Origin of the sequence: Superficieibacter sp. 1612_C1, assembly GCF_015234305.1 — a bacterium.
Lineage (GTDB): Bacteria > Pseudomonadota > Gammaproteobacteria > Enterobacterales > Enterobacteriaceae > Superficieibacter.
Map to the genome: position 1 here is coordinate 14,319 of NZ_JADGMI010000005.1, position 23,490 is coordinate 37,808.

The 23,490-nt window shown below is 53.9% G+C and carries 19 protein-coding genes; 2 read left to right on the plus strand and 17 right to left on the minus strand.

Features of this window, described 5'->3' with window-relative positions:
- Nucleotides 1-161 precede the first annotated feature (161 nt).
- The 17 genes from accA to rpsB all read right to left on the minus strand — a co-directional run bounded on the left by accA (nucleotide 162) and on the right by rpsB (nucleotide 19,619).
- Nucleotides 162-1,121, minus strand: a complete 960-nt coding sequence (gene accA / locus INT84_RS16915; RefSeq protein ID WP_176919748.1) for an acetyl-CoA carboxylase carboxyl transferase subunit alpha — start codon at nucleotides 1,119-1,121, stop codon at nucleotides 162-164.
- Between the two features lie 12 nt (nucleotides 1,122-1,133).
- Nucleotides 1,134-4,616, minus strand: coding sequence for a DNA polymerase III subunit alpha (dnaE, locus tag INT84_RS16920; RefSeq protein WP_194207743.1), 3,483 nt, complete (start codon nucleotides 4,614-4,616; stop codon nucleotides 1,134-1,136).
- Nucleotides 4,617-4,656: 40 nt separating this feature from the next.
- Entirely contained in the window at nucleotides 4,657-5,253 is a 597-nt protein-coding gene (gene rnhB, locus INT84_RS16925; protein WP_176919750.1) for a ribonuclease HII, read from the minus strand.
- Nucleotides 5,250-6,398 carry a lipid-A-disaccharide synthase gene (gene lpxB, locus INT84_RS16930; protein ID WP_194207744.1) on the minus strand — a complete coding sequence of 383 codons (1,149 nt, stop codon included), beginning with the start codon at nucleotides 6,396-6,398 and terminating at the stop codon, nucleotides 5,250-5,252. Before lpxB ends, rnhB begins: the two co-directional genes overlap by 4 nt.
- On the minus strand, nucleotides 6,398-7,186 hold the full coding sequence (gene lpxA / locus INT84_RS16935; RefSeq protein ID WP_194207745.1) for an acyl-ACP--UDP-N-acetylglucosamine O-acyltransferase: 789 nt from the start codon (nucleotides 7,184-7,186) through the stop codon (nucleotides 6,398-6,400). The genes lpxB and lpxA overlap by 1 nt, the downstream gene beginning before the upstream one ends.
- A gap of 3 nt (nucleotides 7,187-7,189) precedes the next feature.
- Nucleotides 7,190-7,645, minus strand: coding sequence for a 3-hydroxyacyl-ACP dehydratase FabZ (gene fabZ, locus INT84_RS16940; protein WP_049842007.1), 456 nt, complete (start codon nucleotides 7,643-7,645; stop codon nucleotides 7,190-7,192).
- Between the two features lie 105 nt (nucleotides 7,646-7,750).
- Nucleotides 7,751-8,776: a UDP-3-O-(3-hydroxymyristoyl)glucosamine N-acyltransferase gene (gene lpxD, locus INT84_RS16945; protein ID WP_194207746.1), complete on the minus strand. Its 1,026-nt coding sequence runs from the start codon at nucleotides 8,774-8,776 to the stop codon at nucleotides 7,751-7,753.
- Nucleotides 8,777-8,779: 3 nt separating this feature from the next.
- Entirely contained in the window at nucleotides 8,780-9,265 is a 486-nt protein-coding gene (gene skp, locus INT84_RS16950; RefSeq protein ID WP_176919754.1) for a molecular chaperone Skp, read from the minus strand.
- 121 nt (nucleotides 9,266-9,386) lie between these two features.
- Complete coding sequence (gene bamA / locus INT84_RS16955; RefSeq protein WP_194207747.1) at nucleotides 9,387-11,822, minus strand: outer membrane protein assembly factor BamA; 2,436 nt, start codon at nucleotides 11,820-11,822, stop codon at nucleotides 9,387-9,389.
- Nucleotides 11,823-11,853: 31 nt separating this feature from the next.
- A complete protein-coding gene (gene rseP, locus INT84_RS16960; protein WP_194207748.1) occupies nucleotides 11,854-13,203 on the minus strand; it encodes a sigma E protease regulator RseP in 1,350 nt (449 codons plus the stop codon).
- A gap of 11 nt (nucleotides 13,204-13,214) precedes the next feature.
- Nucleotides 13,215-14,072, minus strand: a complete 858-nt coding sequence (gene cdsA / locus INT84_RS16965) for a phosphatidate cytidylyltransferase (RefSeq protein WP_194207749.1) — start codon at nucleotides 14,070-14,072, stop codon at nucleotides 13,215-13,217.
- 12 nt (nucleotides 14,073-14,084) lie between these two features.
- The gene (gene ispU / locus INT84_RS16970) at nucleotides 14,085-14,843 is read right to left on the minus strand and encodes a (2E,6E)-farnesyl-diphosphate-specific ditrans,polycis-undecaprenyl-diphosphate synthase (RefSeq protein WP_176919758.1); all 759 of its coding nucleotides are present in this window, start codon (nucleotides 14,841-14,843) and stop codon (nucleotides 14,085-14,087) included.
- Nucleotides 14,844-15,032: 189 nt separating this feature from the next.
- Nucleotides 15,033-16,229 (minus strand): 1-deoxy-D-xylulose-5-phosphate reductoisomerase, encoded by a 1,197-nt coding sequence (ispC, locus tag INT84_RS16975; RefSeq protein WP_194207750.1) that lies wholly within the window; start codon nucleotides 16,227-16,229, stop codon nucleotides 15,033-15,035.
- Between the two features lie 92 nt (nucleotides 16,230-16,321).
- Nucleotides 16,322-16,879, minus strand: a complete 558-nt coding sequence (gene frr / locus INT84_RS16980) for a ribosome recycling factor (protein WP_176919760.1) — start codon at nucleotides 16,877-16,879, stop codon at nucleotides 16,322-16,324.
- 154 nt (nucleotides 16,880-17,033) lie between these two features.
- The gene (gene pyrH / locus INT84_RS16985) at nucleotides 17,034-17,759 is read right to left on the minus strand and encodes a UMP kinase (RefSeq protein WP_176919761.1); all 726 of its coding nucleotides are present in this window, start codon (nucleotides 17,757-17,759) and stop codon (nucleotides 17,034-17,036) included.
- Between the two features lie 146 nt (nucleotides 17,760-17,905).
- On the minus strand, nucleotides 17,906-18,757 hold the full coding sequence (gene tsf / locus INT84_RS16990; RefSeq protein ID WP_176919762.1) for a translation elongation factor Ts: 852 nt from the start codon (nucleotides 18,755-18,757) through the stop codon (nucleotides 17,906-17,908).
- Nucleotides 18,758-18,893: 136 nt separating this feature from the next.
- Nucleotides 18,894-19,619: a 30S ribosomal protein S2 gene (gene rpsB, locus INT84_RS16995; protein WP_103678247.1), complete on the minus strand. Its 726-nt coding sequence runs from the start codon at nucleotides 19,617-19,619 to the stop codon at nucleotides 18,894-18,896.
- A 323-nt stretch (nucleotides 19,620-19,942) separates the two neighbouring features.
- On the opposite strand from rpsB, the gene map reads away from it, so the two are divergent.
- Both map and glnD read left to right on the plus strand, forming a co-directional pair.
- Nucleotides 19,943-20,737 (plus strand): type I methionyl aminopeptidase, encoded by a 795-nt coding sequence (map, locus tag INT84_RS17000; protein ID WP_176919763.1) that lies wholly within the window; start codon nucleotides 19,943-19,945, stop codon nucleotides 20,735-20,737.
- A 63-nt stretch (nucleotides 20,738-20,800) separates the two neighbouring features.
- On the plus strand, nucleotides 20,801-23,476 hold the full coding sequence (glnD, locus tag INT84_RS17005; protein WP_194207751.1) for a bifunctional uridylyltransferase/uridylyl-removing protein GlnD: 2,676 nt from the start codon (nucleotides 20,801-20,803) through the stop codon (nucleotides 23,474-23,476).
- Nucleotides 23,477-23,490: the final 14 nt, after the last annotated feature.

Sequence of the window (23,490 nt, forward strand, 5' to 3'; positions counted from 1 at the left end):
CTTCTCCTTGATGGTATTCACTGCCGAATGCCTGGCAGTGCCTGTAGTCTCAGGGAGAAATAGCCTCATTGGCTAATCATATGGTCTCATCACAATCTCATTTTTTAGCAATAAAAAAGGCCGGGAAAATCCCGGCCTTCAGCGATAACGTCATCAAAAAATCAGGCGTAACCGTAGCTCATCAGGCGATGATAACGACGGTTGAGCAGATCGTCTTTGCCCAGCACATCAAGGTCAGCCAGATCTTCCAGCAGTTGTGCTTTCAGTGATGCGGCGATGGCTTCCGGATTACGGTGCGCGCCACCCAGCGGTTCCGGGATGATAGAGTCGATGAGTTTTAACTCTTTCAAACGCGGCGCGATGATACCCATCGCATCAGCGGCCAGCGGCGCTTTATCGGCGCTTTTCCACAGAATAGATGCACAGCCTTCCGGCGAGATAACGGAATAGGTGCTGTATTGCAGCATATTCACTTTATCACCCACGCCAATCGCCAGCGCGCCGCCGGAGCCACCTTCACCAATAACGGTACAGATAACCGGCACGCGTAAACGCGACATTTCACGCAGGTTACGGGCAATCGCTTCCGACTGGCCGCGCTCTTCCGCGCCGACGCCAGGATAGGCACCCGGGGTGTCGATAAAGGTAATGATCGGCATATTGAAACGCTCGGCCATTTCCATCAAACGCAGCGCTTTACGATAGCCTTCTGGTGCGGGCATACCGAAGTTACGGCGGATTTTCTCTTTGGTCTCACGCCCTTTTTGATGACCAATGATCATCACCGGACGTCCATCCAGACGCGCAATGCCGCCAACGATAGCTTTATCATCAGCGTAAGCGCGATCCCCTGCCAGCTCATCGAATTCATCAAATGCCAGGCGGACATAATCCAGGGTGTAGGGGCGCAGCGGATGACGCGCCAGTTGGGCTACCTGCCATGCGCCGAGATCGGCAAAGATTTTGCGCGTCAGCTCTACGCTTTTTTCGCGCAGACGATGCACCTCTTCGTCGATGTTAATATCCAGTTTCTCATCCTGACGGCCAACCGCAGTCAGAGAATCGATTTTCGCTTCCAGCTCTGCAATCGGCTGTTCAAAATCTAGGAAATTCAGACTCATAGTATTCCTGTATTAGTCAAACTCCAGTTCCACCTGCTCCGAACCAATGAGGCCACGGAGATCGTTAAGTAAACGATCGCTCGGAGAGACGCGCCACGTTGCGCCAAAGCGCAGTCGCGCACGCGCATCCGTCCTCTGATAGTAGAGATGTACTGGAATGGTCCCCGAGCGATGGGGTTCCAGAGACTGACGGAGTCGGTTTAAAAGCTGGTCATCAATTTGCCTGTCCGTCAGCGAGATAGCAAGCCCGCGAGCATATTTTTCGCGAGCTTCGTCAATGTCCATCACTTCACGGGCCATCATTTTAAGCCCGCCGCTGAAGTCATCAAAGCTGACCTGTCCGCTGACGATAAGTATGCGGTCGTTTTCCAGCAAATGCTGGTATTTTTCCAGCGCTTCGGTGAATAACATCACCTCCAGCCGCCCGGAACGGTCATCCAGCGTACAGATGCCGATGCGATTGCCGCGCTTGGTGACCATAACCCGCGAAGCAATGACGAGCCCCGCCGCCGTGGTCATTTTACCACGTTCGGTTGGATGCATGTCTTTTAGCCTCAGGCCGCCGACATAACGCTCAATTTCTTTCAGATACCGGTTAATCGGATGCCCCGTCAGGTATAACCCTAACGTTTCCCGCTCGCCTTCCAGTACCGTATGTTCCGCCCAGGGCTGACAGTTGGCGTATGATTGCTCGATCTGCTCTGGCTCCTCCGCCAGAACGCCAAACATATCTGCCTGACCAATCGCTTCCGCCTTTGCGTGCTGATCGGCGGCCTTGAGTGCATCGCCAAGCGAATTCATCAGCGCCGCGCGATGTGGCCCAAGACGGTCGAACGCCCCGGACATGATCAGTTTTTCCAGCACCCGGCGATTCAGTTTTTTGGTATCGGTGCGGGCGCAGAGATCGAACAACTCGCGGAAATAGCCGCCGTTATTACGCGCTTCAATGATAGCTTCAATCGGGCCTTCGCCCACGCCTTTGATCGCGCCAATACCATACACGATTTCCCCGTCATCGTTGACGTGGAAATGATACAGCCCGGAGTTAATATCCGGCGGCAGGATTTTTAGCCCCATCCGCCAGCACTCATCGACCAGCCCGACGACTTTCTCAGTGTTATCCATGTCCGCGGTCATCACCGCCGCCATAAACTCGGCCGGATAGTGTGCTTTCAGCCACAGCGTCTGATAAGACACCAGCGCATAGGCGGCGGAATGCGATTTGTTAAAGCCGTACCCGGCGAATTTCTCCACCAGGTCGAAGATTTTCATCGCCAGCTCGCCGTCGACGCCGCGACTCTTCGCGCCCTCTTCGAAGGTGCCGCGCTGCTTGGCCATCTCTTCCGGCTTTTTCTTACCCATCGCACGACGCAGCATATCCGCGCCGCCGAGGGTATAGCCGGAAAGCTCCTGGGCAATCTGCATTACCTGTTCCTGATACAGGATGATGCCGTAGGTCGGCTCCAGCACTGGCTTCAGGCACTCGTGCTGCCACTGCACATCCGGATAGGAGATCTCTTCGCGCCCGTGCTTACGGTCAATAAAGTTATCTACCATCCCCGATTGCAGCGGGCCCGGACGGAACAGCGCCACCAGCGCGATCATGTCCTCGAAGCAGTCAGGTTGCAGGCGTTTAATCAGGTCTTTCATGCCGCGCGATTCAAGCTGGAAAACCGCGGTGGTCTCCGAGCGTTGCAGCATGTCGAAACTTTTTTTATCTTCCAGCGGAATGGCCGCGATATCCAGCGGCGGCTCACCGTGTTTCGCCCGGCGCTTGTTGATCATCTCCAGCGCCCAGTTAATGATGGTGAGCGTACGCAAACCGAGGAAGTCAAACTTCACCAGCCCGGCATACTCTACGTCGTTCTTATCAAACTGGGTGACCGGATGCCGCCCTTCCTCATCGCAATAGAGCGGGGCGAAATCGGTAATTTTGGTGGGGGATATCACTACACCACCCGCGTGTTTACCGGCGTTACGGGTGACACCTTCCAGTTTACGCGCCATGTCGATCAGCGCTTTAACTTCTTCGTCAGCCTCGTAGATTTCCGGTAACTGCGGCTCGGCTTCGAACGCTTTCGCCAGCGTCATGCCCGGATCGGGAGGAACCAGTTTGGAGATCCTGTCCACAAAGCCGTACGGATGCCCAAGCACGCGGCCCACATCGCGGATAACAGCTTTCGCCGCCATCGTACCGAACGTAATAATCTGCGATACCGCATCGCGACCATACATTTCCGCGACGTGATCGATAACCAGATCGCGTTTTTCCATGCAAAAGTCGACGTCAAAGTCGGGCATAGAAACACGTTCCGGGTTAAGGAAACGTTCGAACAGCAGGTCAAACTCCAGCGGATCGAGGTCGGTGATTTTCAGCGCATAGGCTACAAGCGATCCCGCGCCGGAACCACGGCCCGGACCAACCGGCACGCCGTTATCTTTCGACCACTGGATGAATTCCATGACGATCAGGAAGTAGCCGGGGAACCCCATCTGGTTGATGACCTGGAGTTCAGTATCCAGACGCTCATCATAAGGTGGCCGCTTCTCTTTACGCACGGTCTCGTCCGGGAACAGAAACGCCAGACGCTCTTCCAGCCCCTCTTTCGACTTAACGACGAGGAAATCTTCAGTGGTCATGTCTCCGGTGGGGAACTGCGGCAGGAAATATTCGCCGAGACGGACGGTGACGTTACAGCGTTTGGCGATCTCCACGCTGTTTTGCAGCGCCTCCGGGATGTCGGCGAACAGCTCGCACATCTCTTCTTCGCTACGCATATACTGCTGCGTCGAGTAATTACGCGGCCGTTTCGGATCGTCCAGGGTAAAGCCGTCGTGGATGGCAACGCGAATTTCGTGGGCGTCGAAATCATCTGTGTTAATAAAACGCACATCATTGGTCGCCACCACCGGCAAACCACGCTCTTCAGCCAGTTTGATGGCGGCATGCAGGTAGTTTTCTTCGTCCTGTCTGCCGGTGCGGATCAGTTCAAGATAAAAGCGATCCGGGAAATGCTCTTCATAAAAAGAGAGGCACTGATCGACCAGTACGTTATTACCGCGCATTACGCTGCGGCCCACGTCGCCCAGTCGCCCGCCGGAAAGCAGGATCAGCCCCTCGTTTAATTCCACCAGCCAGTCGCGATCGATGCACGGACCGAGCGGACCATAGCCGCGCTGATAGGCCCGGGAAATTAACAGCGTCAGATTTTGATAGCCAACATTGTTCATCGCCAGCACCGTCAGCTGGGTCATTTCATCGGCCAGCAGTTCGCTCTGCACATGAAGATCGGCACCAACGATAGGCTTGATCCCGGCACCGTGCGCCGTTCCGTAGAACTTCACCAGACCGCACAGGTTCATAAAATCGGTGATCGCCAGCGCAGGCATGCCTGACGAGGCCGCCTTTTTCACCAGCGGCCCGACTTTTGCCAGCCCGTCGATCATGGAATAGTCGCTGTGCACCCGCAGGTGGACGAAACGTGGTTCAGCCATCTATAGAGAGATTCCGGTTGATTAAATTACGTCACAAGAATCAGGACACCAGGCCCAGCGCGCGTTTAACCGGCGCAAAGCTACGCCGGTGATGCTCTGTCGCGCCGTGCTCCGCCAGCTTCTCAAGGTGAAAAGCGGTCGGGTAGCCTTTATGCTGCGCAAAGCCATATTGAGGAAAAGTCAGATCCAGCGCCGCCATTTCAGCATCACGCGTCACTTTAGCAATGATAGAGGCCGCGCTGATCTCCGCCACCCGACTGTCGCCTTTCACCACCGCTAATGAGGGCATGGCCAGCGCCGGACAGCGATTTCCATCAATCAGCACATATTCCGGTACCACACTTAACCCGGCAACGGCACGCTGCATCGCCAGCATCGTGGCATGTAAAATATTTAGCTCGTCGATTTCGTTTGGCTCGGCGCGTCCGAGACTCCAGCATAATGCTTTTTCGGTGATCTCATCAAACAGCGCCAGGCGACGTTTTTCAGATAATTTTTTTGAGTCATTAAGACCGACAATCGGGCGCGCCGGATCAAGGATCACGGCGGCAGTGACCACCGCGCCGACCAACGGGCCGCGACCAACTTCATCCACACCCGCAACCAGATGCGTGTGCGGATAAACAAACTCTATCATGGGACTAACTCCAGTACCGCGTCGGCTGCCTGCTCATCGGCATTGCAGCGGATCTGCTGATGCAGTTCGCGGAAAGTGTCATGCATAACATGGCTGGTTTTGCCGTTTGCCAGCAACGGTAACAGCGCGTCGGCAAGTTTTTGCGGTTCGCACTCTTCCTGTAATAGCTCTTTGACTAATTCTCTGCCTGCCAGCAAATTGGGCAGCGACACGTAATCGGTTTTGACCAGTCGTTTCGCCAGCCAGAAGGTGAAGGGTTTCATCCGGTATCCCACCACCATCGGGCATTTCGCCAGCATACACTCCAGCGCCGCCGTACCGGACGCCAGTAGCGCAGCATCGCTGGCGACCATCGCTTCCCGTGCCATGCCATCCAGCAGGTGAACGGAAAGCTCGGGGGCAACGTCCGCTTTAATACGCTCAAACTGCTCGCGACGTTTGGCATTTACCAGCGGCACCACCACCTCAAGATCGGGATAGGTCTGGCGTAAAATCTGCGCGGTTTTCAGGAAATCAGCGCTGAGCATTTCCACTTCTGCGCCGCGACTGCCAGGCAATAAGGCGAGGCAGTGGGCATCATGCGGGAGGCCCAGCACATCGCGCGCCGCATTTTTATCCGGATCCAGCGGCATCGCATCCGCCATGGTATGCCCGATAAAGCGGCACGGTACATTAAATCGGTCATAAAACGCTTTTTCGAAAGGCAGAAAAGCCAGCACCATATTGGTGGATCTGCCAATTTTGAAAACGCGTTTCTGTCGCCACGCCCAGACGGACGGACTGACGTAATGAATCGTTTTGATACCCTGCTTTTTGAGATTACCTTCAAGAGTAATGTTGAAGTCAGGCGCATCAATACCCACAAACACATCCGGTTTGAGGTCAGTAAATCGACGAGTTAAATCGGCACGAATATGCAGTAAGCGACGCAAACGCCCCAGCACTTCGACAATGCCCATCACTGCCAGCTCTTCCATCTCGTACCAGGCTTCACAGCCTTCAGCCTGCATACGCGGGCCTGCGACGCCAACAAAGCGCGCGTCAGGCACGCGGGCTTTGAGCGCCCGAATAAGACCGGCACCAAGAATATCGCCGGAGGTTTCTCCGGCGACCAGGGCAATCGTTAACGGGCGTTGCTCTGCCATTAACGGATCAGACCGCGCGTCGAACGCTCGAAGAAGTCCGTAAAGGCTTTCACTTCCGGATATTTTCCGGCCAGCTCGGCGATTTCTGGTTTTGCTTCTTCCAGCGTTTTTCCACTGCGGTAAAGCAGTTTGTAGGCATTACGGATAGCGGTAATCGCTTCCCGGCTAAACCCACGGCGCTTCAGCCCTTCGATGTTGACCCCGAACGGCGTGGCGTGGTTGCCCTGCGCAATCACAAACGGCGGAACGTCCTGCGCCACACCGGAGCAGCCACCGACCATCACGTGTTCGCCAATGATGCAGAACTGATGGACAGCGGTCATGCCACCGATAATGACGAAATCGTCCAGCGATACGTGTCCTGCCAGCGTGGCGTTGTTGGCAAGAATACAGCGATTGCCCACCGTACAATCATGCGCCACGTGCGCGTTGATCATCAGCAGGTTGTCGCTGCCCACCTTCGTCACTCCACCGCCCTGTACTGTGCCACGATGAATGGTGACGCTTTCGCGGATGCGGTTGCGATCGCCAATTTCTACCTGCGTCGGTTCGCCAGCATACTTAAGATCCTGGTTAACTTCGCCGATAGAAGCGAACTGATAAATCTCGTTGTCGCGACCGATTTTGGTGTGGCCGTTAATGACAACATGGGATTTCAGTACGGTACCCTCGCCGATTTCGACGTTGGGTCCCACAATACAAAACGGGCCAATGTGCGCGTTGGCACCGATGACGGCACCCTCTTCCACAATGGCGGTCGGATGAACAAAGGCGGTATTATCAATCACGTATCAGGCCTCCCGGCTACGCGCACACATCATCGTAGCTTCACAAACAACTTTACCGTCAACCAGCGCCACGCCCTTAAAGCGGGTCAGGCCACGGCGGGTTTTCTCGAAAGTGACTTCCATAATCATTTGATCGCCAGGCACAACCGGGCGCTTGAAACGCGCTTCGTCAATACCTGCGAAATAGTACAGCTCGCCTGGCTCCAGTTTGCCGACGCTTTTAAACGCCAGAATACCGGTAGCCTGAGCCATCGCTTCCAGAATCAGCACGCCGGGTAAAATCGGCTTACCGGGGAAGTGACCCTGAAAAAATGGCTCGTTAACGGAGACATTTTTCACCGCGCGCAAAAAACGACCTTCTTCAAAATCCAGCACGCGGTCAACCAGCAGAAACGGAAAACGGTGCGGCAGAAGCTCAAGAATCTCTTCAATATGCAGAGTATGAGTGTCAGTAGTCAAAATACTCTTCCTGTCTAAATATAATGAACAGCAATAATAACACGGCCTGTGGCAATCTGATGAATGCCAACAGGCCGGAATGTACAGACACGATCGAGTGACGTTTTAGTCTTGTTGATTGACCTTGCGCTCAATAGCTTTGAGACGCTTACTCATATCATCAATATTCATCACCAGAGCGGCGGTTTTACGCCATGTCTTGTTGGGCTGAAGCGGAATACCGGATGAGTAGACGCCCGGTTCAGTAATGGGACGCATGACCATACCCATTCCCGTGACCGTCACCTTATCGCAGATTTCCATATGCCCGTTGATTACGCTGGCACCGCCAATCATGCAGTAACGGCCAATTTTCAGGCTGCCTGCCATGATAACGCCGCCCGCAACTGCGGTATTGTCGCCAATCACAACGTTATGTGCAATCTGGCACTGATTATCAATGATAACCCCGTTGCCGATGATCGTATCATCCAGCGCGCCGCGGTCAATAGTGGTACATGCGCCGATCTCAACGCGATCGCCGATAATCACCCGACCTAACTGCGGGATCTTCACCCAGTTACCCCGATCGTTCGCATAGCCGAAGCCATCGGATCCGATCACCGTACTGGACTGGATCAGGCAATTTGCGCCAATTTCAATCTCATGGTAAATGCTAACGTTGGCCCAAAGCCGGGTACCCGCGCCGATTTTCGTCTTTTTACCGATGAAGCAACCCGCGCCAATGACCACGTTATCGCCCAGTTCAACACCGGATTCAATCACGGCATTTGCACCGATAGAAACGTTGTTGCCCAGTCGTGCCGTAGGATCAATGACCGCACCCGGCGCGATATCCTGCGCAGGCTGTGGGGTGGTATCAAGAATTTGTGCCATCCGCGCATAGGTCAGGTAGGGGTTTTTCACTACCAGCGCTGCGCTCCTGGCAAAAGGAAGATCGTCAGGGGTCATCACGACAGCGGACGCCTGGCAGGCGGCCAGGTGTTCACGGTACTTAGGATTTACCATGAAAGTGATATGACCTGCTTGAGCAGATTGCATGGACGCGACAGCGGTGATGACGATATCGCCATCACCGTGTAACTCTGCATCCAACTGCTGTGCTAAGTCAGCCAGTCGAATTGAAGGCATTACTTATTTAACCTGTTTCAGCACATCAGCGGTGATGTCTTTAACATCGCTGCTGTTGTAAGCAACGGTATTGGCGTCGACAACCAGATCGATGTTCTGGCTGTTAGCTACAGATTTCACTGCAGTCTGGATACGAGTAACCAGTTTGGTGCGTTCCTGGTTAGAACGTTGCGCACGATCTTTCTCAAAAGCCTGCGCTTTCTGAGCGAAGGTCTGGCGCTGCGCCATGACGTCTTTTTCCAGCTTGGTACGTTCAGAACCCGCTTTCATAGACTGTAAACGCTGCATTTTGCTTTGCAGGTCGCCTTCCATTTTCTGTAGCTCAGCCGCGCGGCCTTTAAACTCATTTTCAAGAGAGTTAGAGACGCCAGTTTTCTGTGCTACCTGCTGGAAGAGGCTACCCATGTTAACAACTGCGATTTTGTCCGCTGCCTGAGCAGAGGTAACCATTGCTAAACCAAGACCTGCCGCTAATAACCACTTTTTCACAATAAACTCCTTACCATCCCATTGGTACCCGCAGGTACCGTTCTTTGCGTGACCAGAGATCCCCTGCGGGATCAACTGATGTCAGCGCTACACTGCAATTGCATTCCTTTGCCGGGCGCAATTACCAGGTTTTACCAATGTTAAACTGGAACTGCTCTGCCTTGTCTCCATCGTACTTTTTAAACGGCTGGGCGTAGGAGAAAACCAACGGCCCCAATGGGGACATCCATTGTAATGCGATACCCGCAGACATACGGATATTGCTCGGATCGCTATAGTCCGGCACGTCTGATGGGGCAGAACCGGTATCCCAGTTCGTATCCCAGACAGTACCCGCATCCCAGAAGAACGAGGTACGGACCGAATTCGCATATTTTTCGCTGATGAACGGCGTTGGGGTGATGAACTCCAGGCTCGCCACCGCCATCGCGTTACCGCCTACGGCATCATCGGACTTACAAATGTCCGTCGCGCCATTTTCAACAGCGCAGTCGTAGTCATTGTCACTGTCGTAGTCATTAACTGAATGCGGGTAATAGACCGCTTTCGGACCGATAGTGTTGGACTGGAAACCACGTACGGTGCTGGAACCACCGGCATAGAAGTTTTCATAGAACGGCATTTCTTTACCGCTAAAGCCATCACCATAGCCCACTTTCGTACGGCCCAGGACCACCCACTTATGGTCGTCGTCCACCGGCACATAGGTCGCGGTATCCAGCGTCGCTTTGTAGTATTCGTTATCAGAACCTGGAATGGTCACTTTACCGTTCAGGTTGACACGCGTACCTTCCGTCGGGAAGAAGCCACGGTCCAGTTTGTTATAGGTCCAGCCGTAGTTAAAGGTGAAATCGTCTGACTTGAAGCTGTTATCTTCATCCGTCGTACTTGGATCTTCACCCATTGAATTCAGATAACGCCACATTGCTACCTGCGGTTCCATATTGGACAGGGAGTTGTGGACATAGCCGACGCCCGCACGCAGCGTGTTGTATTCGTTAACCGGGAAGCCGAGCGTTAAATCCGTACCATAGCTTTTATTGGTATAGCCGGACAGATCCGCATCATCTGCTTCGAAGTCGTTATAGAACACGCGGCCGCCGAGGCTCACACCGTCAACGGTGAAGTACGGATCGGTAACCGAAAGTTCAGTGTAGGTCTGGTAGTCGTTTTTGGTACCGTTGATGCCGACAGAGTAACCGGTACCTAACCAGTTATCCTGCTGAACGCCCGCCTGGAAGCTGACGCCGCTTTCCGTACCGTAACCGACACCGAAGTTAAAGCTACCGGTGTTACGCTCTTTGACTTTATAGACCACGTCAACCTGATCCGGACGTCCAGGGACGCGCTGGGTATCGGTATCAACCGTTTCAAAATAGCCCAGACGGTTCAGACGCTCTTTACCCTGATCGACGAGATCGCTGCCCAGCCACGCGCCTTCCATCTGGCGCATTTCACGGCGCAGAACGGCATCTTTCGAGGTATCGTTGCCTTCAAAGCGGATCTTACGCACGTAGTAACGGTTACCGGCGTCAACGTTGACATGCAGTTTAACGGTCTTATCTGCATCGTTGATTTCCGGCTGCGACTGAACGCGCGGATAAGCGTAACCATAGCGACCCAGAAGCTTTTTAATATCATCTTCCATTTTGGTCACTTTGGTGCCGTTGTAGAGTTCACCCGGCTCAATTTTGGTCAGCCTTTCAATGTCGGTAGAATGGCCTGCCAGATTACCGCTCACCTCTACGCTTTGCAGCTTGTACTGATCGCCTTCGGTGATGTTCACCGTGACGTAGATGCCTTTTTTATCTGGCGTCAGGCTGACCTGAGTAGAATCAATATTAAAGCGCGCATAACCGCGGTCGAGATAGTAGCTGCGCAGGGTTTCGAGGTCGCCCGCCAGCTTCTGCTTCTGATATTTACGATCGCCGACCACGTTCCACCACGGCACTTCATCACGCAGCTGGAAGTGCGAGATAAGTTCTTCCGTGCTGAAGGCATGGTTGCCGACAATGTTAATCTGTTGGATTTGTGCCGAGACGCCTTCCTGGAAAACCAGCTTCAGGTCAACGCGGTTACGCGGCAGCGGTGTGACGACCGCCTTCACGCTGGCGCTGTATTTACCCACGCTGTAGTAGAAGTCTTCCAGCCCCTTCTCGATGTCGGAGAGGGTGGTACGATCCAGTGATTCGCCAACACGCACGTTAGATGCTTCAAGGTTCTGCTTGAGCATGTCATCTTTCACCGATTTGTTACCGGAGAAAGTGATACTGGCAATAGTCGGACGTTCTTTGACCTGGACCAGCAGCGTATCGCCATCGCGCAGGACGCGAACATCCTCAAAGTTGCCGGTAGCAAACAGAGCACGAATGGTATTACTGATATCTTCATCATTAACCGTGTCGCCTGTGCGCACTGGCATACTGAGAAGGGCCGCACCAACGGCGACTCGCTGTAGGCCTTCGAAATGAATATCCTTCACTACGAACCCGTCAGCACCGTATACGGTCGCGCTGCTAAGCAGCAGCGACGCTATGAGCAACTTTTTCATCGCCATCGTTATTATGCATTCTTCCTAACACTCTCTCTTACAACCGAGAGAAATCATTGAAAAGTGCAAGCCCCATTAACAACACCAGCAAAATCGAGCCAATGCGATAACTAAAGTCTTGAACTCGCTCGGATACCGGAGCGCCTTTTAGCTTTTCAATCGCCAAAAAGAGCAGATGACCCCCGTCAAGAACGGGCAGCGGGAACAGGTTGATGATGCCCAGATTCACACTGATGAGCGCAAGGAACATCAGATAGTAAATCAACCCAAACTCCGCTGACATCCCAGCCCCCTGAGCGATAGAAATCGGCCCACTAAGGTTGTTCAGTTTTACGTCACCGGTTATCAATTTTCCCAGCATCCTGACCGTCAGCGACATCAGTTGCCACGTTTTATCCGTGGCCTGCGCGATGGCGCTGAATGGTCCATACTGGCGTACTGTCTTGTACTCATCCGGGAGCGGGATAACTCTGGGTACAACTCCCGCAAACCCTTCAGCCTTATTACCGGGTTTTGTATCCGGTATTAAGGTCAATGACAAGGGGCTCCCCTGTCTTTCTATCTCAAGTGCCAACCCTTTACCCGGATTGTTGCGCACCAGTGTGACAAAAGTCGACCACTGCGTGAGCGGCTGCCCCCCGACTTTAACGATCCTGTCGCCTGCTTGCAAACCTGCTTTTTGAGCAGCAGAGTTAGCCTGCACTTCTGCCAGCACTGATTCTATCTGTGCGCCGCGCGGACGTATACCCAAAGAAGCAATTGGATCCTCTTTGTCCGGTTCAAAACGCCAGTGACGTAAATCGAGAACTTTATCCTGTCGTTTATCGCTGCCTGGCGGGGCAACACTGACGGTGGTTTGTTCTTCACCGATTTTCGCTACCAGCTCCAGACGCACAGCATCCCAGTCAGGCGTTTCGATACCGTCAACGGCTTTAAGTTCCGTACCTGGTGCAATTTGTGCTTCGGCCGCCACCGAATTGGGTGTTATTTCACCAATTACCGGACGAATACCGGGCACGCCGATAATAAATACCAGCCAGTAAGCAAAGATTGCAAAGATGAAGTTTGCGACGGGGCCAGCGGCAATAACCGCCGCACGCTGGCCAACCGTTTTGTTATTGAAGGCGTAGTGGCGCATCTCCGGGGCAACCGGCTCGACGCGCTCATCCAGCATTTTGACGTAACCGCCCAGCGGGATCAGGGCGATGACGAATTCGGTTCCATGGCGATCGGTACGTCGCCACAGCGCTTTGCCGAAACCGATAGAAAAGCGTTCAACTCGAACGCCACAGCGGCGAGCAACCCAGAAATGGCCAAATTCATGCACGGTGATCAGCACACCCAGCGCGACGATGAACGCGGCCAGATTCCAGAGAATGCTCAGCATAAAACCTTCCGTTAAACCATCCTGAAGACCAACAACAGCAGGCAGGCAAATACCGGTACCGCCGCAGTCAGGCTATCGATACGATCCAGAATTCCACCGTGTCCTGGAATCAAATGACCACTGTCTTTGATCCCGGCTTCACGCTTAAACATACTTTCCGTTAGATCACCCAGCACAGACGCCAGCGCGGCAACAATTGAGCAAATAAGCAGCGTGGCAGGCGCAACGTCCAGATTAGCCCATTGCCCGTAGGCCCAGGAGATAATGGCTGCCGTAAATAGCCCGCCAATAAAGCCCTGCCAGGTTTTTCCCGGAGAAACCTTCGGTGCCAGCTTATGTTTGCCGAACAGTTTACCAAACATGTAAGCACCGGAATCCGCGCCCCAGACGAGGATCATAACATACAGCAGCCACAGCGCGCCGCTATAGGGACTGATAGTGTAATGCCAGGCGCGCAGCACCACCATACCCCAGAAAAAAGGAATAATAGTGAGCAAACCAAAAATCAGGCGTAATGTTTTTGAGTTTCGCCACATCGCGGCCGAGGCCGGGTAGAACAGCACCAGCACCAGTGCCACAATCCACCAGGCAAGCGAGGCCCACAGTGAGATCTCAATCACTGGCTGATGGAGATTATTGTGGTACTCCGGCAGCATAAACAGCATTAACGCCAGCAGCAGGCCACAGAGCACGGCCAGCCAGACGCGCTGGGTTCTGGAAGTAAAGCCGCTTAGCTGGCCCCACTCCCACGCGGCCAACATACAAACGACCAGCGTCACAATGCCAAAGCCCATTGGGGGCAATAAAAACAGCGCCGCAATGACGATGGGAATTAATACAAAAGCAGAAATCAGGCGATACTTCAGCAAAAGCGACCCCCATCAGGCGTTGTCAACACCGGGCTCCGTGCCGCCGAAGCGACGCTCTCGATTGGCAAAGGCATGCAGCGCACCTTCAAAGTCTTGTTCATCGAAATCAGGCCAGAGAACATCCGTAAAGTAAAGCTCGGCATACGCAATTTGCCAAAGCAAAAAGTTACTGATGCGATGCTCTCCCCCCGTCCTAATTACTAAATCTACAGGAGCCAGTTCATGCATGCAGATTTGCTGATTTAGCATCTCTTCATTAATTTGATCGGGTCGGAGAAGCCCTTCCTGAACCTGCGCGGCAAGTTGCTGCACTCCCTGAATAATATCCCAGCGTCCACCATAATTAGCCGCAATATTGAGCGTCAGTCCGGTATTTTTCTCGGTCAACGCTTCAGCTTTATGGATCCGATCCTGCAAACGTGAGTTAAAACCATTGATATCGCCGATGATACGTAAACGGACATTATGGCGGTGCAGGCTTTTGACTTCGCTATCCAGCGCCCACACAAACAACTCCATCAATGCACTCACTTCCTGCGCCGGACGATTCCAGTTTTCACTACTGAAAGCGTAGAGTGTCAACGCATCTATGCCGTTATTCGCCGCAAAAGAGACCGCACGCCGGACTGATTTTGCCCCGGCCTTGTGTCCGAAGGCACGGATCTTGCCCTGTCTCTTCGCCCAGCGACCATTCCCATCCATGATTATCGCAACGTGGCGGCAGCCATGCGCAGGCAAACTTTCGCCGATTGGTTGATTAGCAGACAACATAACGCGTTTTTAGTCCATGAAAAGGGATTAGCGATGCTCCGGAATAGTGACGCTTTCTCGTAAAAAAGCCGTGTTTCACCACGGCTCACGTGATTACAAATGATTAATTTTATGCAATCAGGTGGCGCAGACTATATCACTGAAGCACAGCGCTAACAAATACCACAGCGATGCCTGCGTGGATTATCGTCAACTGGCGAGACGCGCAACCTGTCGGTGTGCAATCTCACGCGCCCTGGCGTCAACGGCCAGCACATCCTCAATGCTTTGCGGCTCTTGCGCGTCGACCTGTTCCAGTACCGCCAGATTCAGGGCTGCAATGTCCGTAAAGCGGATCTGCGAGGCTAAAAACGCCGCCACCACGATTTCATTCGCGGCATTCAGCGCCGTTGTTAACGCCTGCCCCTGCTCAAACGCGTCCATGGCCAGTTTCAGGCACGGATAGCGATCGTAATCAGGCGCGGCGAAGGTTAACTGGCTCAGCTTGCAGAAATCCAGCGGCTTCACACCGGAGGCAACGCGTCCCGGCCACCCCATCGTATGCGCGATTGGCGTGCGCATATCCGGTTCGCCAAGCTGAGCCAGCACGCTGCCATCACGATAGCGTACCATCGAATGAATCACCGACTGCGGATGGATCAAGACTTCCATCTGCTGCGCTGAGGCGTTAAACAACCAGCGGGCTTCAATGTATTCCAGACCTTTATTCATCATGGTGGCCGAATCGACAGAGATTTTACGCCCCATCGACCAGTTCGGATGACGGCAGGCTTGATCCGGCGTCATTGCCGCCAGTTCTGCGATTGCCGTCTCACGAAATGGACCACCCGATCCAGTAAGCAGAATAGAGGCAACTCCATTCTCCTCAAGATCAGCGTATCCCAGGTTGTGTTGAATTGTTTCCGGTAAACTCTGAAAAATGGCGTTATGTTCGCTATCTACCGGCAATAATCGTGCCTTACTCTGCTGTACGGCGTCCATAAACAGGCGGCCACAGGTCACCAGCGACTCTTTATTCGCCAACAGCACCGTTTTTCCCGCACGAATTGCCGCAAGCGTAGGCACCAGCCCGGCAGCACCGACTATCGCGGCCATCACCTGATCGACCTCGTCCAGCGCGGCCATATCACTGGCTGCCTGCTGACCGCTCAACACCTCGGTACGGCTGCCATGCTCGCTTAACGTCGCTTTTAACGTCCGCGCGCTTTGCGCATCGTCCATCACGGCGTAACGAGGAGAGAACTCCAGGCACTGCTGGGCCATACGCTCAACGTTTTTACCCGCGACCAGGGCGGTAACAGAGAAGAGATCAGGATTGTGGCGAACCACGTCAAGCGTGCTGCATCCGATAGAACCGGTCGAACCCAGAACGGTTATTTGCTTCATGAGGCGTCCAGAGAGAGGTAAGACAAAAAGCAAAACGCCGCCAGCAAAGCCTTCTCAGGCCTTCTGTACGGCGTTCAGATTATTACGGCAGATTAGAACTGCATCAGTTCCGCTTCTTTTTCTGCCAGCGCCGCATCCACTTTCTTGATCGCGGCATCGGTCATTTTCTGCACGTCGTCCTGAGAACGACGGTCATCATCTTCACTGATTTCTTTGTCTTTTAGCAGCGCTTTCACTTTATCGTTAGCGTCACGGCGTACGTTACGCACGGCCACACGCGCCTGCTCAGCTTCACCACGGACGATTTTGGTCAGATCGCGACGACGTTCTTCGGTCAGCGCTGGCAGTGGAACACGGATGTCGCTGCCAGCAGAGCTTGGGTTCAGACCAAGATCGGAGGCCATGATCGCTTTTTCAACGGCGGCGCTCAGGCTACGGTCGAAGACGTTGATTTTCAGCGTGCGGGAGTCTTCCACGGTGACGCTGGCCAGCTGACGCAGCGGGGTTGGCGCACCATAATATTCAACAATGATGCCGTCCAGCAGGCTTGGGGAAGCGCGGCCAGTACGAATTTTGCTGATTTGGTTTTTGAACGCTTCAACGCATTTATCCATGCGCACTTCAGCATCTTTTCTGATATCGCTAATCACGTTACGAATCCTTGAAAACTTGTCTCAGACAGACCAGACGGTAGCACTCCGCCAGGCGCGGTATGCTAAGTATAGTCCTGTTTATAATATGCCACCGGGTAAGCGGCCTGCGTAATTAAAGCGGAATCTTACCCGGATTTGGCCTCAACGGAAATTATTCCGTGATCAATGTGCCTTCTTTTTCGCCCATGACCACGCGGCGCAGTGCGCCAGGTTTGTTCATGTTGAAGACACGAATCGGCAGTTTATGGTCGCGGGCCAGCGTGAACGCAGCCAGATCCATCACTTTCAGCTCTTTATCCAGCACTTCGTTATAGGACAACTGATCGTACATTGTCGCCGTCGGATCGGTTGCCGGATCGGCGGTAAATACGCCGTCCACTTTCGTTGCTTTCAGCACCACGTCAGCTTCAATTTCAATACCGCGCAGGCAGGCAGCGGAATCGGTGGTGAAGAACGGGTTACCAGTACCGGCGGCCAGGATCACCACGCGGTTGTTGCGCAGCAGGCTAATCGCCTCCGCCCAGCTGTAATTGTCACACACGCCATTCAACGGAATCGCTGACATCAGGCGGGCGTTCACATAGGCGCGATGGAGCGCGTCACGCATCGCGAGGCCGTTCATCACCGTCGCCAGCATGCCCATGTGGTCGCCCACAACGCGGTTCATCCCCGCTTTCGCCAGACCCGCCCCACGGAACAGGTTACCGCCACCAATCACCACCCCAACCTGAATACCCAGTTCAACCAGTTCTTTGATTTCCTGAGCCATACGATCAAGTATGCTTGCGTCAATACCGAAGCCTTCCGAACCCTGTAGCGCTTCGCCACTTAGCTTGAGCAGAATACGTTTATAGACGGGTTTTGCATTGGTAGCCATGTTTCTTTCCTGAGACTGTCAACGAGTGAAATGAATGAATTCTGGCGACATTGTACGTCGCATTTCAGCGCTATCCCTATAGGGTTTGGCTGATTTTACAAGACGGGTGCAAAAAGAAGCCGCCCTCAGGCGGCTGCTTGTAAAAATTAAGACTGCTTGGACATGGCAGCAACTTCTGCTGCGAAGTCAGACTCAACTTTTTCGATGCCTTCACCCACTTCAAAGCGGATGAAACCCGTTACGTCAGCGTTGTGCTCTTTCAGCAGCTGACCAACCGTTTTGCTCGGTTCCATAACGAAAGGCTGACCGGTCAGAGACACTTCGCCGGTGAATTTCTTCATACGGCCTTCAACCATTTTCTCTGCGATCTCTTTCGGCTTGCCAGACTGCATGGCGATGTCCAGCTGTACCTGGAACTCTTTTTCTACCACGTCAGCAGATACGTCTTCCGGCTTAACGAATTCCGGCTTGCTCGCAGCAATGTGCATTGCCAGATGCTTAACCAGCTCTTCGTCAGCGCCAGTTGCCGCAACCAGAACGCCGATGCGCGCACCGTGCTGGTATGAACCCAGAACGTTGCCTTCCAGAGATGCTACGCGGCGAATGTTGATGTTTTCACCGATTTTAGCGACCAGAGCCACACGTTCTTCTTCGAACTGTGCCTTCAGCACTTCAACGTCAGTGATTTTGCCAGCAACAGCAGCGTCCAGAACTTTGTTAGCAAATGCCTGGAAACCAGAATCTTTTGCTACGAAGTCAGTCTGGCAGTTAACTTCCAGAATGATGCCGTAGTTGCCGTCGATCTTAGTGATGATCACGCCGTCAGCAGCAACGTTGCCCGCTTTTTTCGCCGCTTTGATCGCGCCAGATTTACGCATGTTTTCGATTGCCAGCTCGATGTCGCCGTTCGCTTCGGTCAGCGCTTTTTTGCAATCCATCATGCCTGCGCCGGTACGCTCGCGCAGCTCTTTTACCAGGGATGCGGTAATTTCAGCCATTCTAAAATCCTCGGGAGATGATATCTGCCCGGCCACAGACCGAACAGATTTAAAAGTGAAAAAGGGGGCCATTAACAGGCCCCCTAACCAAACGTGATACTACCTGGTTTATAAGGGCTCGAAAGAGCTTTCCTTATTACTCAGCTTCTACGAAGCTTTCTTCCGCCTGGGAAGCCAGATCCTGAGAACGGCCTTCGCGAACGGTGGTCGCAACAGCGCTCAGGTACAGGGTAACAGCGCGGATTGCATCGTCGTTACCCGGGATAACGAAGTCAACGCCGTCCGGATCGGAGTTGGTATCAACGATAGCAAATACCGGGATACCCAGGTTGTTTGCTTCTTTGATAGCAATGTGCTCGTGGTCAGCATCGATAACGAACAGAGCGTCCGGCAGACCGCCCATGTCTTTGATACCGCCCAGGCTGTTTTCCAGTTTGTCCAGCTCACGGGTGCGCATCAGCGCTTCTTTCTTGGTCAGCTTCTCGAAAGTGCCGTCCTGAGACTGAGTTTCCAGATCTTTCAGACGTTTGATGGACTGACGAACGGTTTTCCAGTTAGTCAGCATACCGCCCAACCAGCGATGGTTCACGAAGAACTGGTCGCAGCTGTTAGCAGCATCTTTCACCGCTTCGCTTGCAGCGCGTTTAGTACCAACGAAAAGGATTTTACCTTTACGAGAGGCGATCTTGTTCAGTTCAGCCAGAGCGTCGTTGAACATCGGTACAGTCTGCTCAAGGTTGATGATGTGAACTTTGTTACGTGCGCCGAAGATGAAAGGCTTCATTTTCGGGTTCCAGTAACGGGTCTGGTGACCGAAGTGAACACCAGCTTTGAGCATGTCGCGCATGGAAACAGTTGCCATGATTTAAAACCTCTATATAAAGTTTGGGGTTAAGCCTCCACGCATCCCATATTACCGACCCCAAAGGGCACCCCGGAATATGTGCCGATACGTGTGTGTTGTTACACAAAGTGAGATTTGTCGCTTCCGTCCATTCTGTGTATTGCAAATGGAACGGAAGTCCGGCGCGCTTTATACCATAAATCCGCTGCGGACTCCAACAGTTGTTGGCGACGAGTGCGCTTAATCATTCTCAATTTGGCAGGCTATGCCTCACGCTGTTAACATTGACATCACTAATACACAATTATTGTCGAAATTTTCGACGCTACTGGACACCATCCATGGCTATCTCTATCAAGACATCTGAAGACATCGAAAAAATGCGCGTCGCAGGCCGCCTGGCCGCCGAGGTGCTGGAAATGATTGAACCCTACGTTAAACCGGGCGTCAGCACCGGCGAGCTGGATCGTATTTGCAACGATTACATCGTCAATGAGCAGAAAGCGGTATCGGCCTGTCTCAACTACCACGGCTTCCCGAAATCCGTCTGCATCTCAATTAATGAAGTGGTCTGTCACGGCATCCCGGACGACGGCAAACTGTTAAAAGATGGCGACGTCGTTAACATTGATGTCACGGTGATTAAAGATGAGTTTCACGGTGATACCTCGAAGATGTTTATCGTTGGTAAGCCGACTATCCTTGGCGAGCGTCTGTGCCGCGTTACCCAGCAAAGTCTGTATCTGGCGCTGAAGATGGTGAAGCCGGGCATTAACCTGCGTGAGATTGGCGCGGCAATCCAGAAATTTGTCGAAGCGGAAGGCTTCTCCGTGGTACGCGAATACTGCGGGCACGGCATCGGCCGCGGCTTCCATGAGGAACCGCAGGTACTGCATTATGACTCCAGAGAGACTGACGTCGTGCTCCAGCCGGGCATGACCTTCACCATCGAACCGATGGTCAACGCTGGTAAAAAAGAGATCCGCAGCATGAAAGACGGCTGGACGGTAAAAACCAAAGACCGGAGCTTGTCTGCGCAGTACGAGCATACTATTGTGGTGACCGAGAACGGCTGCGAAATTCTGACGCTGCGTAAGGATGACACCATCCCGGCGATACTCTCGCACGACGAATAAGACAAAGCCGGCAAACGCCGGCTTTTTTAATGGTCATCATTTTTTCTTATAGGTGGCGCGACGATGAGTTACACCTTACCTGAACAGTACGCGAATACGGCCCTTCCCACCCTGCCCGATCAGCCTGAACATCCGGGTGCCTGGCCGGAAGAGATGCTGGTGTGCGCAGAAATCAAATCCCGTATCGATCGCTTCCAGCACTGGCTCGGCACGGCCTTTGACAGCGGCATTTCCGCTGAGCAACTGATCGACGCGCGCACCGAATTTATCGATCAGCTTTTGCAGCGGCTATGGCTGCACTACGGCTTCGGGCAAATTGGCGACGTCGCGCTGGTGGCAGTCGGCGGCTACGGTCGGGGTGAACTGCATCCCCTTTCCGATATCGACCTGCTAATTTTAAGCCGCAAAAAACTGTCGGACGATCATGCGCAGAAAGTCGGTGAACTGCTGACCCTGTTATGGGACGTCAAGCTGGAGGTGGGGCACAGCGTGCGCACGCTGGAAGAGTGTTTGCTGGAAGGACTTTCCGATCTCACCGTCGCCACCAACCTGATTGAAACGCGCCTGCTGATCGGCGACGTAGCCCTGTTTCTCGAACTGCAAAAACACATCTTCAGCGAAGGCTTCTGGCCCTCGGAGAAGTTTTTCGCCGCCAAGGTGGAGGAACAGAACGTTCGCCACCAGCGCTACCACGGCACCAGCTATAATCTGGAGCCGGATATCAAAAGCAGTCCCGGCGGCCTGCGCGATATTCACACCTTACAATGGGTCGCCCGCCGCCATTTTGGCGCGACCTCGCTCGACGAGATGGTCGGCTTCGGTTTTTTAACCTCCGCTGAGCGTGCGGAACTTAACGAATGCCTGCATATCCTGTGGCGCATCCGCTTTGCCCTGCATTTAGTGGTGACGCGTTATGACAACCGCCTGCTGTTTGATCGGCAGCTTAGCGTCGCCCAACGCCTGAATTACGATGGCGAAGGCAACGAGCCGGTTGAACGGATGATGAAGGATTTTTTCCGCGTCACTCGTCGGGTCGGTGAACTGAACCACATGCTGCTGCAACTGTTTGATGAGGCGATCCTCGCCCTGCCCGCCGACGAAAAACCGCGGCCGATTGACGATGAATTCCAGCTACGCGGCACGCTAATTGATTTGCGCGATGAAACGCTGTTTATCCGCGAGCCGGAAGCGATCCTGCGCATGTTTTACACCATGGTGCGCAACAGTACGATCACCGGAATCTATTCCACGACGCTGCGCCATTTGCGCCATGCCCGCCGCCATCTGAAACAGCCGCTGTGCTACATCCCCGAAGCGCGCGCGCTGTTTTTGAGTATGCTGCGCCATCCCGGCGCGGTGAGCCGCGGCCTGCTGCCGATGCACCGCCACAGCGTACTGTGGGCCTATATGCCGCAGTGGTCGCATATTGTCGGGCAGATGCAGTTCGATCTGTTCCACGCCTACACTGTTGATGAGCACACCATCCGCGTGATGCTAAAACTGGAAAGCTTTGCCCAGGAAGAGACGCGCCAGCGCCATCCACTGTGCGTCGATCTCTGGCCACGCCTGAGCCATCCGGAGTTGATCCTGATTGCCGCCCTTTTCCACGATATCGCCAAAGGCCGTGGCGGCGATCACTCGGTGCTCGGGGCGCAGGACGTACTGACTTTTGCCGAACTGCACGGGCTGAATTCCCGGGAGACGCAGCTGGTCGCCTGGCTGGTGCGCCATCATCTGCTGATGTCGGTCACGGCCCAGCGCCGTGATATTCAGGATCCGGAAGTCATCAAGCAGTTTGCTGAAGAGGTGCAGACGGAAAACCGCCTGCGCTTCCTCGTCTGCCTGACCGTCGCCGATATCTGCGCCACCAACGAAACGCTGTGGAATAGCTGGAAGCAGAGCCTGCTGCGCGAGTTGTACTTCGCCACCGAAAAACAGCTGCGCCGCGGCATGCAGAATACGCCGGACATGCGTGAACGGGTGCGCCACCATCAGCTTCAGGCGCTGGCCCTGTTGCGCATGGATAATATTGATGAGGAATCGCTGCATCAGATTTGGTCCCGCTGTCGCGCGAACTACTTCGTGCGTCACAGCCCAAACCAGCTCGCCTGGCATGCGCGTCATCTGATGCAGCACGATCTCAGTCACCCGCTGATCCTGCTCAGTCCGCAGGCGACGCGCGGCGGCACCGAAATTTTTATCTGGAGCCCGGACCGCCCTTACCTGTTTGCCGCCGTCTGTGCGGAGCTGGACCGACGCAACCTGAGCGTCCACGACGCGCAGATCTTTACGACCCGCGACGGGATGGCGATGGATACCTTTATCGTTCTGGAGCCGGACGGCAGCCCGCTATCGCCGGATCGTCATGAAGCGATCCGCTTTGGGCTGGAGCAGGCTATCACCCAGCGCAGCTGGCAACCGCCGCAGCCGCGTCGTCAGCCCGCGAAACTGCGCCACTTTACCGTAGAGACCGAGGTGAATTTTCTGCCTACGCATACCGACAGAAAATCGTTTATGGAACTTATCGCCCTCGACCAGCCTGGCCTGCTGGCACGGGTCGGGCAAATTTTTGCCGATCTGGGAATTTCGCTTCACGGAGCCCGAATTACAACCATTGGCGAGCGAGTAGAAGATTTATTCATAATCGCCACGGCGGACCGGCGCGGTCTTAATAATGCCCTGCAACTTGAGGTGCAACAACGGTTGACAGAGGCCCTCAATCCAAACGATAAAGGGTAGTGTGTTTATTTATA